This window comes from Melittangium boletus DSM 14713 (assembly GCF_002305855.1).
GTDB classification, from domain to species: Bacteria; Myxococcota; Myxococcia; order Myxococcales; family Myxococcaceae; genus Cystobacter; species Cystobacter boletus.
Genome location: NZ_CP022163.1, coordinates 2,020,216 through 2,036,570 on the forward strand (window position 1 = coordinate 2,020,216; position 16,355 = coordinate 2,036,570).

Consider the following 16,355-nt stretch of genomic DNA (forward strand, 5'->3'; position numbering starts at 1 on the left):
TCACGTGCGAGGGGTCGCGGACAACCAGCCCGAGCCGACAAGCCACTGGTGGGCCTGTGCGAGCCGATCCACACAGGACGCACGAGTCAGTTCCTGCTGGAGTCCCGCCTCGACATGCTTGCGTTCGTAGGCGTGGAGGGCTTTTTCAACCACCGGGTTCATCCGGAAGTATCCCTTCCGCAAGATCATGCGGCACTGGTAGTCGATCGCATCGGAGCCGGCGTCCAGCAGCATCTTGATGAGGAGCAGTGGATCCCGGACCTCCAGCAACCAACGGGCGAAGCCCCAATTGGCCGTTCCCTCGCGGAAGTCCGCGGTGAGGAACTTCGACATCCGGCCATTTCCCAGCGACAGCAGCAAGATGTTGGACAGGTCGGGAGGCTCGGACTCCATCGACTCCTCACGGCCCATCTCGCGAAGGGCCGAGGCGAGTCCCACGAGCGACGGATTGTTGGCGTAGACCCCACCGTCGACATAGCCGCTGCCCTGTCCGCGCAGCCCCTGGTAGATGGGATAGACGAGCGGCGGCGAACCACTGCGCATCAAGACATCGACCAGCAACTCATTCAAATCTGGCTCGTCCGGACCTCCGACGTTGTGGAAGACCTTCGGCCGCCAGATGCGCAATCCCCGGCGCTGCCCGTCCAGCTGGAACGCGGGAATCACGAGCTTCTTCTTGAGGTCCCCCAGCGTCGTGGTGGCGCCGAAGTAGCCACAGAAGAAGTCGCGCATGTACCGGGAGTCGACCAGGGAGCTGGAACCCGCCAGCGTGCGCATGAGCCGGCCAGGAGAGACTCCCTTCTTGTTCATGGCCACGACCTCGCTCCAGAAGTCGATGCTCCTGGAGAGAGCCGCGTCTGGATCCTCCTCCCGGGCGAAGAACGCCGCGTTGAACGCGCCCGCCGAGGAGCCCACGAACAGGTCCACCTGATTCAACAGCGCGCGGGTGTCTCCCGCGTCATCGAGCATCCTCCGGAGTGACTGGAGGATGCCCGCCGTGATGTAACCCTCTCCCCCGGCGACGGGAGAGCCATCCATCGCCAGGATCCGGCGCACGGTCACGCGGCCCCCACGGAGCCGGTCTTGTCCAGGCACTCCTGCAGCCGCTGGGACAGCGTGGCGACATTCTGCTCGTCCATGATCAGCGACAGGTGATTGCCGGGCAATGGAATCACTTCCATGTGGGACCGGGCGAACTTGCGCACGCTCTCGACGAGCAGATCGCTCTCGGGGTTCTCTTGCGCTGCCCGGAAGAGGATGGCGCTGCCACCGTACGAGTTGAAGGCGTAACGGTATTCGGCCCGCATGGTGGCGGTGAAGTTCCGGGTGGTGCGAACGACATCCCGCAGGACACCGCGCAGCGAGGCGCGCTGCCCCTCCGCGTCCTTGAGCAGGAGTTCCCGCCCCGACTCGGGCAACCCAATCCCGAGCCATCCGCCCACGCGCCTCACGCTCTCGTAATCGCGCGGCAATGGCGTCTTCGCCAACGCCTTCACCAACTGGGAGCCCGTGCGGAGCCATTCGCGCGGACCCTTGCGGTCCTGGGCCGCGCCATCGATGAGCGCGAGCAACGCGACCTCCTCTCCCTGGGCCTCGAGTTGCCGCGCCATCTCGCAAATGACGAGGCCGCCAAAGGACCACCCCGCGAGCCGGTACGGTCCGCGCGGTTGCAGCCGCCGCATGGCCTCCACGTAGAGCGCCGCGGTCTCCTCGATGGTCACCGGAGGCGTCTGGTCATTCATGACTCCCGGCATCTGGAAGCCGAAGACGGGCTGATCCGGACTCAGGTTCCGGGCCAGGGAGACATAGACGGCCGGACTTCCCGCGGACGGCGGCGCGACGAACAGGGGAGGCTTGCGTCCCGTCCGCCGCAACGCCACCACGCACTCGGGCAGCGGCCCGGACGAGGTCAACGTCGCGGAATGCTCGTCGATGAACCGGCCCAGGCTCCTGACCGTGAGATGTTCGAAGATCTCGTTGAGGGGGAGCTCAATCCCGAGCTGGTCGCGGATGAGGCCAACGAGGGAGACCGCGAGGAGGGAGTTGCCCCCCAGCTCGAAGAAGCTCTCCTCGACCGAGACCGTGGCGATTCCCAGCAACTGGCCGAAGAGGCGCTGCAACTGACGCTCCGTCGCGCTCAGCTCCGTCGGCACCGCCCTCGCGGTGGACTCGGACGCGGGCTCGGCCAGCCGCGGCAGCGCCTTGCGGTCGATCTTCCCGCTGGGCGTGAGCGGCATCTGTTCGAGGACGACGAAGACGGAGGGAATCATGTACTCGGGGACCAGGCCCCGGAGGAACTTCCCGAGTTCCGCCTTCAGCTCCCCCTCCGCTCCTTCCTCCTGGAGCTCTGGCTGGACGAAGGCCACCAGACGCAACTCTCCGCTCGGAGCGGGCCGCGCCACCACGGCGGCATGGACGAGTTCGGGATGTCCCGCGAGGGCGGATTCGATCTCCCCCGGCTCGACCCGGTGCCCGCGGATCTTCAACTGGTCGTCCAGCCGTCCCAGGTACTCGATGTTCCCGTCCGGGAGATAGCGCGCCTGATCGCCCGTGCGATAGAGCCGGGCCGAGAGGGCGCCCGGGAACTCCGCCTCGAAGGGATTCGGGATGAACCGCGCGGCCGTCAGCTCCGGACGCCCCAGGTAGCCCCGCGCCAGCCCGACGCCTCCGATGAACAGCTCTCCTGGGACGCCAATCGGCACGGGCTGCTGGTGACGATCCAGGATGTAGAGCTGCATGTTGGAGATCGGCCGCCCGATGGGAATCCGCTCGGGAAGCGGCGCGCCGTCCGCCGGTACGTCGTGGATGCAGCAAGCCACGGCGGCCTCGGTCGGACCGTATTCATTGATGATCCGCGTGGCGGGCCGCCGCTCCCGCCAGCTCGCCAGATGCGAGGCATGGAGCCCTTCTCCACCGAGAACGATCGCGTTCGTTCTCTCGAACACCCGCTGGGCCCGGCCCAGGCCGTCGAAGGCCCGCAGGTGCGAGGGCGTCATCTTGATGAAGCTCAGGTCCCGCTCGGGATAGTCCTCCGAGGCCAACAGATCGATCTCCTGTCCCCGGGGCAGCAGGAACAGGGTGCGACCCGCGAGCAGGGGAGCGAAGAGGCTCGTCAGCGTGCCATCGAAGCTGACGGAGCCGAGCACCGGACTGCCCGAGCCATCCTGGAGCCGGTAGGCCTCCACGCACCACGACAGGTAGTTGATGATGCTGCGGTGGGTGATCTCCGTGCCCTTCGGCTGTCCCGTCGAACCCGAGGTGTAGAGGATGTAGGCGAGGTGTTCCGGACCGGTCTCGCGGCGCAACTCCTTGCCCGTGGCGTCCGGGATGAACTCTCCCGCCTCGTCCACCTCCAGCAGGGTCAGATGGCCGAGCCCCGAGAGACGTCCCGCCAGGGACTCCTCGAAGATCAACACCCGGGGGTTGGCGTCCCCGAGCATGTGGCGCATGCGATTCAGGGGCTCGTCCGGATCGAGCGCGAGGAAGGCGCCGCCCGCCTTGAGCACCGCCAGGAGGCTCACGAGGAGCTGGGGGGAGCGGTCCAGGTGGACGCCCACCACGGACTCGGGCCCGACGCCCAGTTCCTGCAAGTGCACGGCGAGCTGTTCACTGCGCCGGGCGAGCTCTCCATAGGTGAGCACCCGGTCCTCCATGACGATGGCACGGGCGTCCGGAGTCCGGCTCGCCTGCGCGTCGATGAGCGCGTGCAGGCAGTGCTCGCTGGGATAGTCCCGCCGGGTGTCGTTCCACTGCCGGAGCACGCGCTCCCGGTCCGCCTGGGACAGCAGCGGCAGCTCGGCCACCGGCCGCTGGGGCTCGTCCACGAGCGCTCCCAGGAGGGTCTGGAAGCAGTCCGTGTAGTGCTGGATCGTGCTCCGGTCGTAGAGGTCCCGGCTGAACACGAACCGCCCCGTGAGCTGGTCCCCGTAGTCCTCCACGAAGAGGTTGAGATCGAAGCGGGAAATGGTGGTTTCGAACTCCAGGGGCCGGACCTTCAACCCGGGCCCATCCAGGGAGTCGTCCTGCATGCGGACCCAGGCGAACAACACCTGGAACAACGGGTTGTAGCCCAGGGTCCTCGGCGGCTTCAGCTCCTCCACCAGGACGTCGAAGGGCAGATCCTGGTGCGCCAGCGCCTCCAACACCATCTCGCGCACGCGCTCCAGCACCGTGGAGAAACCGGGGTTGCCCGAGAGGTCCAGGCGCATCACCAGGTTGTCCACGAAGAAGCCCACCAGGGGCTCGAGCTCCTTGCGGCTCCGGTTGATGGAGTTGGAACCCAGCACCAGATCCTCGCGCCCCGTGAGCCGGTGGAGGAGCACGAAGAACGCGGCCATCATGCCCATGAACGGCGTGGCGTTGACGCCATGGCTCAAGGTCTTGAGTGCCTTCGTGAGCGAAGGTCCGATCTCGAAGCGAACCTCGCCACCCGCGTCGGTGCGCGCGAGCGGACGAACGCGATCCCCGGGAACCTCGAGCAGCGGAGGCATTCCGGCCAGCTTCCCGCGCCAGTAGTCCACCAGCCCCTTGCGGACGTCGCCCGCGAGATGGCCTCGTTGCCAGACGGCGAAGTCCGCGTACTGCAGGGGCAGGGGCGGAAGCGTGACCGTCTGCCCACTGGCGTAGGCCGCGTAGAGCGTGACGAGTTCACGGATGAGGATCACCCTCGCCCAGACGTCCGCCGTGATGTGGTGCATCTCGAGCTGGATGAACTGCTCCGTCGAGCCCCGGTTGATGACCAGCAGCCGCACCAGCGGGCCCCGGGCGAGATCGAAGGGTTGCTCGCCCGCGCGCTGGAGGAACCGCTCGACACCGGCCGGTTCGAGGGCGAGGACCTCGCGCTCGTCGAGCACGCGGAAGCCGATACGCGGCTCGGCGTCGACGATCTGCACGGGAGAACCCTCATGCTCCGCGTAGCGCGTGCGAAGGATCTCGTGGCGGCGAACGATCTCGATGAAACAACGCTCGAGGATCTCCGGCTCCAGACGCCCCTGGACCTGCATGGGCATGGTCAGGTTGTAGGTGGAGTTACCGGGCTCCAGGCGATCCAGGATCCACAACCGCTGCTGCCCGTAGGACAACGGAGCGGGTCCGTTCCGAGGAGCAGGAAGGATCGGGTTCTCGTCCTTCGCCCGATCCCGCTCGCGCAGCAACGCGAGCAATTCGCTCTTCCGCTCGCTCAACGCCTGGCGCAACTCCGCGCTCGCGGCTCCCTTCGGGCCCCGAAGCCGCAATTGCTCTCCATCCGCCCAGACCTCCAGGCCGCGCCGGTTCAGCTCGGAGAGCAGCTCTGCCAGACTCATATCGTCAACTCCTCGACCTCGACCTCGGCCTCGACGGCCTCGGCGGAGGGACGCGCGAGCAGTTCGCTGAGCGCGAGCTGGGTGAGCAGTACCTCCACGATTCCATCCAGGGTGGTTCCATCGATGAAGCGGGCCATGGGAAGGTCCACGCCCAGCTCGCGTCCTATCCGGTTCTTCAGCTCGACGGCGCGCAAAGAATCGAGGCCCATCTCATTCAGGGAGCTGTCGGGATGGATGTCCTTATCCGCTGAGAATCCAAGCAAGCCCCCCAACCGGCCCTGAACGTAGCGCGCCAACAAGCCACGGCGCCTCTCGCCGTCCGCCCGCTTGAGTTCGTCCAACAGGTCATTCATTCGCGTGGCCGAGGCGGAGGACGGCCCCTGTTTCGCGAGTTCCGAGAACAACGGCCCGTGACCCGGCGACGGAGCGCCCGAGTCCAGGGAAGCGGCATTCGCCGGCAACACCGCCATCTGGACGACGTCCCGGGTCAGCAGCTCATCGAGGATCCGCAGCGCCCGTTGCGGCGAGAGACCGGCGCCCGGGGACGTCTTCGCCCCCATCCCCTCTCCCGCCCACTTGCCCCAATTGACGCTGAGCGCCGGCAACCCCCGCTGGCTCCGGTGGTGCGCGAGCGAGTCGAGGAAGGCGTTGGCGGCGACGTAGTTGGCCTGTCCGGCGATGCCGACGATCGACGCGGCGGACGAGTACAGCACGAAGAGCTCGAGCGGGAGTCCAGCCGTGGCCCGGTGCAGGTTCCACGCGCCAAGCACCTTCGGCGCGAACACGCGGCCCAACCGTTCCCGGTCCTGGTGCAGCAGCACGCCGTCATCCAGCACACCCGCCGAGTGGAAGATGCCCCGCAGCACGAGCCCGCGAGCGGCGATCCCCTCCACGAGGCGCTGGACGTCGTCCTGGCGCGAGACGTCGGTCCGGGCCACGGAGATGTCACAGCCCCGTGCCGACAGGGCGGAGAGCCGCGCCTTCACGGGCGCCGTCGGCTCGCCACGGCCGACCAACACCAGATGATGAGCCCCCTTCTCGACCAGCCACTCCGCGGTGGCCAGGCCCAAGGCCCCCAACCCGCCCGTGATGAGGTACGCCCCCCCGGCCTGGATCCGCACTGGCTGGGCACGGCCCGACAGCTTGTCCGGCCGCGCGAGCCGGGCGGCCAGGAGCCGGCCCGAGCGCAGCGCCAGCAGGTTCTCCTCGGTGGGCGCGGACATCAGTTGGAACAGCTTCGCGGGCGCATCCGCGGAAGCATCGAGGTCGACCATCCGGCCACCCAGCTCCGGGTGCTCGATCACCGCCACCCGGACGAGACCCCAGCTCGGGGTTTGAGCCAGACCGTCCACCGCGTCCTCGGGGAGCACCGAGACCGCCCCCCGCGTCACCACCCATAGCGCGGGCCGCTGGGTCCACGTGGCTCGGACCATGGCCTGGACGAGGTGGAGCGCGCTCGCGCTACCACGAACCGCCGCCGCCGCGAGATCTCCCGTGGAGAGACCTTCCGCGGAGGGCTCATCGAGCCCCCACAGGAACGCGATGGCCGTCAGGGGCGTACCATCCGCCGAGGTGTCCTGGAGCAACCGGCTGAAGTGAGCCGGCTCACCGGGATGGATGCGGTAGTGCCCCGCGTCGATGCGCGCGTAGTCCGTCCCCTGACTCACGAGCACGCACCCGGTGGCGTTCTTCCCCGCCAGTTGCTTCAACTGTTCCGCGACAGAGCCCGAGTCCGCCAACAACAGCCACCGGCCGGGAGCCGCGACTCGCGGCGTCTCCGCGGAAACGGGTTGCTCACGCCACGCGAGCGCGAAGAGCGAATCGCGCAGGGCGTTCGGGAGCGAGGCGTTGAACGCGCTTTGATCCACCTGCTTGAGAAGCAGGCCCTGGACCTCCGCGAGGACGTCTCCGTCTTCTCCGAAGATGCGCAGATCCGCGCTGATCAACCCGGAGGAGGACTCGGGACGGCCCGAGCTCTGGACATGGACCCAGACGCTGCTCGAGGTCTTCTTGAACCAGCGCAGCCGCTCGATCGCCACCGGCATCCGTTGCCCGCGCGGTCCCTGGGTCCGTGACTCCTGCTCGACGAACATGGCCGCGATCGCCTGGAAGCAGGCATCGAGGATCAGGGGATGCAGCCGGTAGCTTCCCGCTCCGATGACGAGGTTGTCGGGCAGCCGGATGTGGGCGAGGCAGCCCTCGTCTCCGAAACGCAGCTCGTCGATGATCCGGAACGCCGGGCCATAATCGAGTCCGCCGCGCGACATCATCTCGTAGAGCGGCGCGACCTCACCCTGGCGAGGGAAACGGGGGAGCAGTTCCTTCTTGAGCTCGACCCGGCCCGCGCTCGCGGACCCCTCCTCGATCCGTCCCTGAGAGAGCCGACCCCAGCTCCGATCCTCACCAGAGCCCTGGGCGTAGATCTCGAATCGAGAGCTCCCTTCCTGGGGGGTCAGGACGGTCTGGACATCCCGAGGCTCGGCCTCGGAGAAGATCAGCGGACGCTCCAACTCGATGGCCTTCAGTTCGAGCGGCCGCTCCCAGGAATCCACCTGGAACACCGCCCCCAGGGCCATCTCGACGTAGCAGGCGGCCGGCAGCACCGTGGAACCCAGGACGCGGTGATCCGCGAGGTAGCCAGGCTCACGCGTGCTCAACCGCGCCAGGAAGCGGGACTCGGCCGCACCCGCCAGGGGCAGTTGCGTTCCCGGCATGGGCGCCACGCCCTCACGCGACACGGCGCGGTCCGTCGCGAAATTCATGACGGAATCGATCCGGCCCTCCAGCCAGTAGCGCTCACGCTGGAAGGGATACGTCGGCAGGGTGGTGACCCGGCGCTCGAAGGGCACGTCGAAAGCGGACCAATCGACCGTAAAGCCACGCACATACAGCTCCCCGAGGCTGGAGAGCAGCTGCGCCGTCTCGCCCGAAGAGGCCCGCAGACTCGGCAACCAGCTCAGCTCGTCCGCGTCCGGGAAGAGCTTCCGCCCGAGGCCCGCCAGGATGGGAGCCGGTCCCACCTCGACATAGGTCCGGTACCCCTGCGCCCGCAGGAACTCCAGCCCCCGCGAGAAGAAGACGGGCTCACGCAGATGCCGGCACCAGTGCTCGGGCCGCGTGAGTTGTTCGCCCGCGAGCCCTCCCTCCAGCGGAGAGACGAGCGGAATGCGCGGCGCGGAAAGCTTCACGCCGCGCAGGACCGCCGCGAACGGAGCGAGCACGGACTCCATGAGCGGCGAGTGGAACGCATGGGAGACCTGGAGCTGCTTGCAACGAATGCCCCGCCGCCCCAGTTCCTCCGCCACTTCGGCGATGGCCTTGGCGTCCCCGGAGATGACCACCTCCTCGGGTCCGTTGAGTGCCGCCAGGGAGAGGCGTCCGGGATACGGCGAGATGGCCTGGGTCGCGGTCTCCTCGGAGCCGTAGACAGCCAGCATGGCGCCCTCGCCCGGGGCCTCGCTCATGAGCCGCGCACGCTCCACGATCAATCGCAGCGCGTCCTCGATGCTGAAGACGCCCGCGACGGCCGCCGCCGAGTACTCACCCAGGCTGTGCCCGATCACCGCCCCAGGAGTGATGCCCCAGGAGGCCCACAGCTCCGAGAGCGCGTACTCGAGCGCCACGAGCGCGGGCTGGGCCTGACGGGTGTTCTTGAGCAGCGTTTCGGCCGACTCACCGAAGAGGAGATCCTCCAGCCGGTGGTCGCTCAATCCCTGGAGGGCCGTCGAGCAGCGCTGCAACGCGGCGCGAAACACCGGCTGGGTCGCGTAGAGCTCACGGCCCACGCCTGGATGGAGGGAGCCCTGCCCGGTGAAGAGGAAGACGGGCTTGGGGCTCGCGCTTCCCCGGCGGGGCTCGCGCACGGCGCGCGCTGGCTCGGCCTTCCGCCGCGCCAGGGCCGCGCGCAGTTCGGCGGCGGTGGCGCCCGACACGGCCGCGCGGTGCTCGAAGTGGGAGCGGCCCGCGTTGGCGGTGAAGCACCAGTCGCCCAGGCGCGCGCCGTCCTCGGGAAGAGAACGCTCGTGGGAATCCACCAGCGCAGTAAGGGCGGCCTCGGTCCTGGCCGACAACGTCAGCACGTGGACGGGCCGGTCCTTTTCCACGGCCGGCCGGTTCAGCACCGGAGCCTCTTCCACGATCAGGTGCGCATTGGTGCCGCTGTAGCCAAAGCTGCTGATGCCCGCGAGCCGCCGCGTCTCACCCCGGGGCCACGGCCTCGAGGAGGTCGGGATGGTCACCGGGAGCTCATCCCAACGGATGTTCGGGTTGGGATTCTCGAGGTTGAGGTGCGCCGGAATGAGCTCGTTCTGGAGCGAGAGGAGGACCTTGATCAACCCCGCGACACCCGCCGCGGCCTCGAGGTGCCCGATGTTCGTCTTGACGGAGCCAACGACGAGCGGTTCCGGGCGGGCGTTCTTCCGTCCGAAGACGGAGCGGAGCGCTTCCATCTCGATGGGGTCCCCCAGCGAGGTCCCCGTCCCGTGGGCCTCGACGTAGCTGACCTGGTCGGGCTCCACGCCACAGCTCTCCAGCGCCATCCGGATGACGCGCTCCTGCGCCCGCCCGTTGGGCACCATCAGGCCACTGCTGCGGCCGTCATGGTTGGTCGCCGAGCCCCGGATGAGGCCCAGGATGGAATCCCCGTTGGCCAGCGCATCCGACAGGCGCTTGAGCACGACGACGCCACAACCCTCTCCTCGCCCGAAGCCGTCCGCGGACGCATCGAAGGTCTTGCAGCGCCCGTCCACCGACAACATCCGCGTCGCGCACCCATGCAGCATGGTGAGCGGAGACAGGCTCAGGCTGACGCCTCCCACGAGCGCCATGTCGCTCTCGTCATTGCGCAGGCTCTGGCTGGCCAGATGCAGACAGACGGCGGAAGACGAGCACGCCGTGTCCAGGGTGAGCGCGGGCCCCTGCAGGCCCAGCGTGTGGGCGATCCGGCCCGCGACCATGGAGGGGTAGTTGAACGACGCGGAGACCATGTCGATCCCCGCGGACATGCTGAGCACGGAATAGTCGTTGTGCATCAGCCCCACGAAAACGCCGGTCCGGCTGCCCATGAGCCCGGAGGGCGGAATACCGGCCCGCTCCAAGGCCCGCCAGCACTCCTCGAGCAACAAGCGCTGCTGCGGATCCAGGTTGTTCGCGTCGCGCGGCGTGATGCCAAAGAAGCCGGGCTCGAACTTGTCGACGTTGTCGATGAAGCCGCCGCGCCGCGTGTACACCTTTCCCCGGATGCCCGGGGTCGGATCGTAGAGTTCGTCGATGTTCCAGCGGTCCGCGGGAAGCTCCCGGGTCGCGTCCCGACCTTCCTTCAGCAGGTCCCAAAATGTCTCCGGCAACTCCCCGCCGCCAGGGAACCGGCACGACATGCCAATCACCGCGATCGGCTCGGAAGCCAGGACCTCCTTCTTCGAGCGCACCTGGCTCGACAGATAGGCGTGCTTGACGGGAGGCAGCTCCGCGATACGTGTTGATAGTTTCGCCATCAGGTCCTCAGCTGGAGAGCGCGCTCTCCAGCTCCTGGTCAATCAATGAGGTCAGTTCCTGCTCCGACAATTTCTGGATGCCCGCGGTGAGGGCTTCGCGCTCCTGCCGCTCGCCGTCGTCGGGCTTGGGCGCGTCCGTGACGAGGCCCAACTCCCCGGCCAGGTGCTCGACGAGTCCATTCAACGTGGGGAAGTCGAAGAGCAACGTCGTGCGCAGGCTCTTGCCGAGGCTGGTCGAGAGCCGGTTCTTGATCTCGACCGCCAACAACGAATCGATCCCCAGCTCGAACAGCCGCTCGTCCGCGCCGATCCGCTCCGACTTCGATAGGCCCAGCGTGGCGGCGATCTGCTCCTCCACGTGCTGCGCCAGCAATTCCTTCCGCCGGTTCATCGGGGCCGCGTCCCACTGCTGACGGAAGGCCGAAGTCGCCGTCCGGGCGGGCGCCGCGCCAACGAAATCCTGGACGAGCGCCTGACGCGCCAGCGAGGGCAGTTGCTCCGACAGGCGAGGCCAGTCGATGGGGCAGACGCCCATCTGCGCGGGCGCGCCTTCCAGGAGCCGCCCGAGGACCCGGAATCCCTGCTCGACCGGGATGGAGCCAAAGCCCCGCGCCCCTGGACGGCTCGAGTCCGCCCGCGCGAGCCGCGACGCCATGCCCACCTCCGCCCAGGAGCCCCAGTTGATCGACAGCGCGGGCTCCCCCTGAACGTGCCGCAAGTGCGCCAGGGCATCGAGGAAGGCATTCGCGGCGACGTAGTTGGACTGGCCCGGGTTGCCCAACAGCGAGGCGACCGAGGAGAAGCAGACGAAGAAGTCCAGATCCAGCCCCGCGCTGAGCGTGTGCAGGTTCCACGCGCCCTGAACCTTGGGAGCCAACACCTCGCGGAACCGCTCGGCGGTCTGATTGTCGAGGGTGCCATCGCGCAGCACACCCGCGGAGTGGAAGATGCCTCGCAGGGGGGGCTCATTCCGCCCCTCCGAGAGAACCCGCTCCACCGCCTCGTGCGAGGCGACATCCGCGAGCGCCACCCGAACATGGATGCCCCGCGCCTCCAACGCGGTGAGCCGCGTCTGGGCTTCCGGCGACGGCGCGCTCCGCCCCATCAGCACGAGGTGCCGGGCACCCCGCTCCGCCAGCCAATCGGCGAGCCGGAGCCCGAGTCCTCCCAGGCCACCCGTGACGAGATAGGAGGCCTCCGAGGAGATCTCCACGCTCTTCGCGGGATTCGCACGAGGCCGGGCCCGCTCCAGCCGCGCGGTGTACAGGGACTCCCCACGCACGGCCACCTGCGTCTCGCTCTCGGGAAGGGCGAGCGCGCGCAGGAACGCACCCAGGTTCGGCTCCGCGTCCAGATCGACGCGCAGGCAGCGCAGATGAGGCAGCTCGGTCGCCACCGCCTGGCCGAAGCCCCACAACGGCGCCTGGGCCACGCGCGGCTCCTGGGTATCGGAGGGCAGATGCTGGGTTCCCCGGGTGACGAGCACCAGCCGGGGCTTGGAGGACCACGGGAGCCGCTCCACCGCCTGGGTCAGGTGCAACGCTCCCAGGCAACCCGAGACCTGCGCCTCGGAGAGGTCGGCCAGGGAGAGCGCGGCGTCGGGACGCTCGTCGAGGCCCCACAGGTACAGCAACCCACCGGGAGGCCCGCTCTCGAATTGGGCCATCAGACGCGTGAAGTGCTCGGGAGAGGAAGGATCCAACTGGATGCCGTCCGGGCCACTGGTGAACTCGCGCCCCTTGCGCACCCGGATGCAGCGCTCCCCTCGCTTCGTGAGCGCTTCCTCGACCCTGGCGCCAAACGCCTCCGCATCGGCGAAGAGGAGCCAGGGTTGGCTCTCCAGACGCGGAGCATGCGTGGCCGGATGGGCGGTCCAGGTGAGCCGGTACAACCAATCCAGGAAGTCGTGATCGGAACCGATCCGCAATGCTTCCCGCTCCGCCTTCAGCACCGAGAGCCCCGAGAGAGAAGCCACCACCGAGCCATCCTCGGCGCACAAGGTCATGTCCGTGATGGGACCCCTGTCCGAGCCCCGCGCGGCGCGCTGGACGGCGTGGGTCCAGATGCCCTCCGGCAGTGGCCGGTACAGGTCGAGCTTCTGGATTCCCACCGGCAGGTGGAGCGTGTCGTCGGGCGTCAGCGGCAGGATCGCGGCCCCCGTCCGGAGGCATGCGTCGAACAGGGCCGGATGGACGCGGTACCGCGTGCCCGGCTCCACATGACAGAGCGAGAGCGCGGAGCCTGACCCCTGGTGGAGCGACGACATGACCTGGAGGGACGGCCCGTAATCCAGTCCGTGCTCGCGAATCGCCGAGGAAAGCGCCTCGATGGACACGGGCTCGGGGCAAGCGCGCCGCCAGGCCTCGCGCTCGACCGTGGGCGGCGGAGCGCTCAGCGCCGAGACCCGGCACGTCATGTGGGTCGTCCAGGGAGTCCGTGCGCCACTTCCATCATCCCGCTCGTCGCCCTTGCTCACCACCGTGCACGACAGGCCCGCTTCCCCCTGGTTCTCCAGGATCGTCTGGACGATCCGCGACTGCTGCTCCGGCAGGATCAAGGGTTGGTGGAAGGAGACGTCCTCCAGCGACAAGGCTTCCGTGCCGAGGACCCCCGCCGCCGCCGTGGCCACCATCTCCACGTAGGCAGCGGCGGGAGCCACGGCCCTGCCATACACGCGGTGGTCGCTCAGGAAGGGCGTGGCGGCGGCCGTGAACTCGCTGGAAAAGACCGTGGTGCCCTCGCGCAGCGCGGCGGAGTCCAGGCGAGCGCCCAGGAGAGGGTGGGCCGAGGCACGCCGGGTGGGCAGGAGCCAGGGAGCGGGAGTGTCCAGCCAGTAGCGCTGGCGCTCGAAGGGATAGGTCGGCAAGGCGATCCGCCTCCGGCCGTAATCCCCATCGAAGCGCTCCCAATCCACTCCAACGCCTTGTGTATACAACCCCGCCAGGGAGCGGAGCAGACCCGCCCAGTCCGAGCGGCGCGGGTGCAGCGTCTCCAACCACAACGACTCCTCGCTGGCCACGACATCCCGCGCGAGGTTCGACAAGACAGGCTTCGGACCGATTTCGAGGAAGACGCGCACGCCCCGGCGCACGAGCGCCTGGACTCCCTCGGCGAAACGGACCGGTTGGAGCACATGACGGGACCAATAGTCCGGCCGCAGGGTGTCCTCCCCCACCTCCGTCCCGTCGAGGTTGGAGATGAGATCGATCCGTGGCTTCTGGAATCGCACGCGCCCGGCCACCCGCTCGAACTCCGCCACCATCGGCTGCATCAGCGGCGAGTGGAACGCGTGCGAGACATTGAGGCGCCGGTTCTCGATGCCCGAGGCCGTCAGCGCCTGGGCGATGGCGTCGATCGAGGCCTCTTCTCCGGAGATCACCGTACTGCGCGGACCATTGATGGCCGCCAGGGTCACCCGGGGATGGCCGGCGAGCGCTTGGACCACGCGCGTCTCGTCGGCGAACACGGCGAGCATCGCGCCCCGCTCCGGCAACGCCTGCATCAGCCGCGCGCGCTCCGCGACCAGCGGCAGGCCCGCCTCGGGTTCCAGGGCCCCCGCGAAGATCGCCGCCGAATACTCACCCACGCTGTGGCCGAGGACGGCATCGGCTCGCAGTCCCCAGGAACGCAGCAGACCGGCCAGGGCGAGTTCGAGCGCCACCAGGGCGGGTTGGGTGTAGCGCGTCTCGTTCAAGGCGCCGCTGGGGTCTTCCTGGAAGAGCACCTCGGTCAGAGGCCTGTCGAGATAGGGCTTGAGGATTTCCTGGTAGCGCAGGATGTCGCGGCGGAAGCCGGGCTGCGTCTCGAACAGTTCCCGGCCCATGCCCACGTACTGGGCGCCCTGGCCCGTGAACAAGAACGCGATGCGCGGCGCCTCGGCGTCCCGCCGTCCTCGCACGCTCGTGCTGGGAGAGAGGGCTTCCTCGTTGCTGAAACCCCGCAGCAGGGCCGCCATGTCCTCGGAGGTCGGCGCCACGAAAGCCGCGCGCTCCTCCAGCGCGCTGCGCCCGACGTTCACCGTGTGGCAGACCTCCGCGAGCGCATCCTTCCTCGCGCCGGACAGCTCGTCCGCGAGCGAGCCCGCGAGCCGGCGCAAGCTGTCACCCGAGCGGGCCGAGAGCGCCAACACGTGAAGCGGGCGCTCCACCTCCCGGGAGACCGGCTGTGGGCGCGGTGCCGACTCGAGGATGACGTGGGCGTTCGTCCCCGAGAAACCGAACGAACTCACGGCCGCGAAGCGAGGCTCCGCACCGCTCCATCGCGTCCGCGAGGTCGGAATCTCCACGAAGAGCTGACTCCAATCCACGTGGGGCGTGGGCGTCTTCAGATGGAGGTGCGGGACGACTTCCTCGTTCGCCAGACACAGGGCCGACTTGATCAACCCCGAGATTCCCGCCGCGCCCTCGAGGTGGCCCAGGTTCGTCTTCACCGAGCCGACCATCAACGGATGCTTCCGGGTACGCCTGTCCCCGTAGATGGAGGCGAGTGCTTCCAGCTCGATGGGATCTCCGAGCGACGTTCCCGTTCCGTGTGCCTCGACGTAGCCCACCTGGGACGCTTCCACTTGGGCATCGCGCAACGCGTCCCGGATGACGTTCTGCTGGGCCAGTCCGTTGGGGACGGTCAGTCCACTCGTCCGGCCATCCTGGTTGACCGCGGAGCCACGAAGCACCGCGATGATGGGATCTCCGTCCTTGATGGCATCGGAGAGGCGCCGCAGGAAGATGAGTCCACAGCCCTCACCTCTGGCGATCCCGTTGGCCGAGGCATCGAAGGTCTTGCAGCGCCCATCCGGTGAGAGCATGCGGGTGCGCGACTCGATCAGCGTCGCGACGGGAGACAGCAGGAGATTCACGCCGCCCGCGAGCGCGTAATCGCTCTCCCGCTGACGCAGGCTGCGAATCGCCAGGTGGACGGCCACGAGTGACGAGGAGCAAGCCGTGTCCAGCGTGAGACTGGGGCCCTGGAAGCCGAAGGTGAAGGACAGGCGGCCCGCGGCGACACTCGCGCTGTTGCCCGCGCCCGTGTGCGCATCGATGACTTCCGGGGACTGCGTGGCGATCTGGGTGTAGTCCTGCCCCATCATCCCGATGAACACACCCGTGCGCGAACCACTCAGCGCGGGCGGGCTCCGTCCGGAGCGCTCCATGGCCTCCCACGCGACCTCCAACAGGAGCCGGTGCTGGGGATCCATCCGGGAAGCCTCTCGCGGCGAGATGCCGAAGAAGCGCGGCGCGAACTGATCGATGTCCCGCAGGAAGCCCGCATGACGCGTGTAGATCTTCCCGGGTTGATCCGGATCCGGGTGGAAGAGGCTGTCCACGTTCCACCGATCGGAGGGGACCTCGGTGATGGTGTCCGTCCCCTCGGAGAGCACGCGCCAGAACCCGGCGGGGTCGACGGCCCCGCCCGGGAATCTGCATCCGATGCCGACGATGGCGATGCCCTCGTGCCGCTCCCGCTCATGAGCATCGAGCTTCGCCTGCGCCTCCTGGAGCTTCAGGAGGGCACGCTTCATCAAGTCCCCGTAGTTCGTATCGCTTCCAGGCGCTGACATGGC

General features: G+C 68.3%; 4 protein-coding genes. All 4 read right to left on the minus strand.

Annotation, left to right across the window (positions count from 1 at the left end):
• The 4 genes from MEBOL_RS08490 to MEBOL_RS08505 are packed head-to-tail and all read right to left on the minus strand — an operon-like array spanning position 1 to position 16,352.
• Positions 1-1,062 (minus strand): patatin-like phospholipase family protein, encoded by a 1,062-nt coding sequence (locus MEBOL_RS08490; protein ID WP_342747750.1) that lies wholly within the window; start codon positions 1,060-1,062, stop codon positions 1-3.
• Positions 1,059-5,303 carry a non-ribosomal peptide synthetase gene (locus tag MEBOL_RS08495; protein ID WP_095976942.1) on the minus strand — a complete coding sequence of 1,415 codons (4,245 nt, stop codon included), beginning with the start codon at positions 5,301-5,303 and terminating at the stop codon, positions 1,059-1,061. The genes MEBOL_RS08490 and MEBOL_RS08495 overlap by 4 nt, the downstream gene beginning before the upstream one ends.
• A complete protein-coding gene (locus MEBOL_RS08500) occupies positions 5,300-10,795 on the minus strand; it encodes a type I polyketide synthase (RefSeq protein WP_095976943.1) in 5,496 nt (1,831 codons plus the stop codon). Before MEBOL_RS08500 ends, MEBOL_RS08495 begins: the two co-directional genes overlap by 4 nt.
• A 7-nt stretch (positions 10,796-10,802) precedes the next feature.
• Positions 10,803-16,352 carry a type I polyketide synthase gene (locus MEBOL_RS08505; RefSeq protein ID WP_095976944.1) on the minus strand — a complete coding sequence of 1,850 codons (5,550 nt, stop codon included), beginning with the start codon at positions 16,350-16,352 and terminating at the stop codon, positions 10,803-10,805.
• Between the last annotated feature and the right edge of the window lie 3 nt (positions 16,353-16,355).

Excerpts from the sequence above, each read along its gene's own strand:
- MEBOL_RS08495 (WP_095976942.1), bottom strand. The coding sequence starts at position 5,303 with ATGAGTCTGGCAGAGCTGCTCTCCGAGCTGAACCGGCGCGGCCTGGAG.
- MEBOL_RS08500 (WP_095976943.1), bottom strand. The coding sequence starts at position 10,795 with ATGGCGAAACTATCAACACGTATCGCGGAGCTGCCTCCCGTCAAGCAC.
- MEBOL_RS08505 (WP_095976944.1), bottom strand. The coding sequence starts at position 16,352 with ATGTCAGCGCCTGGAAGCGATACGAACTACGGGGACTTGATGAAGCGT.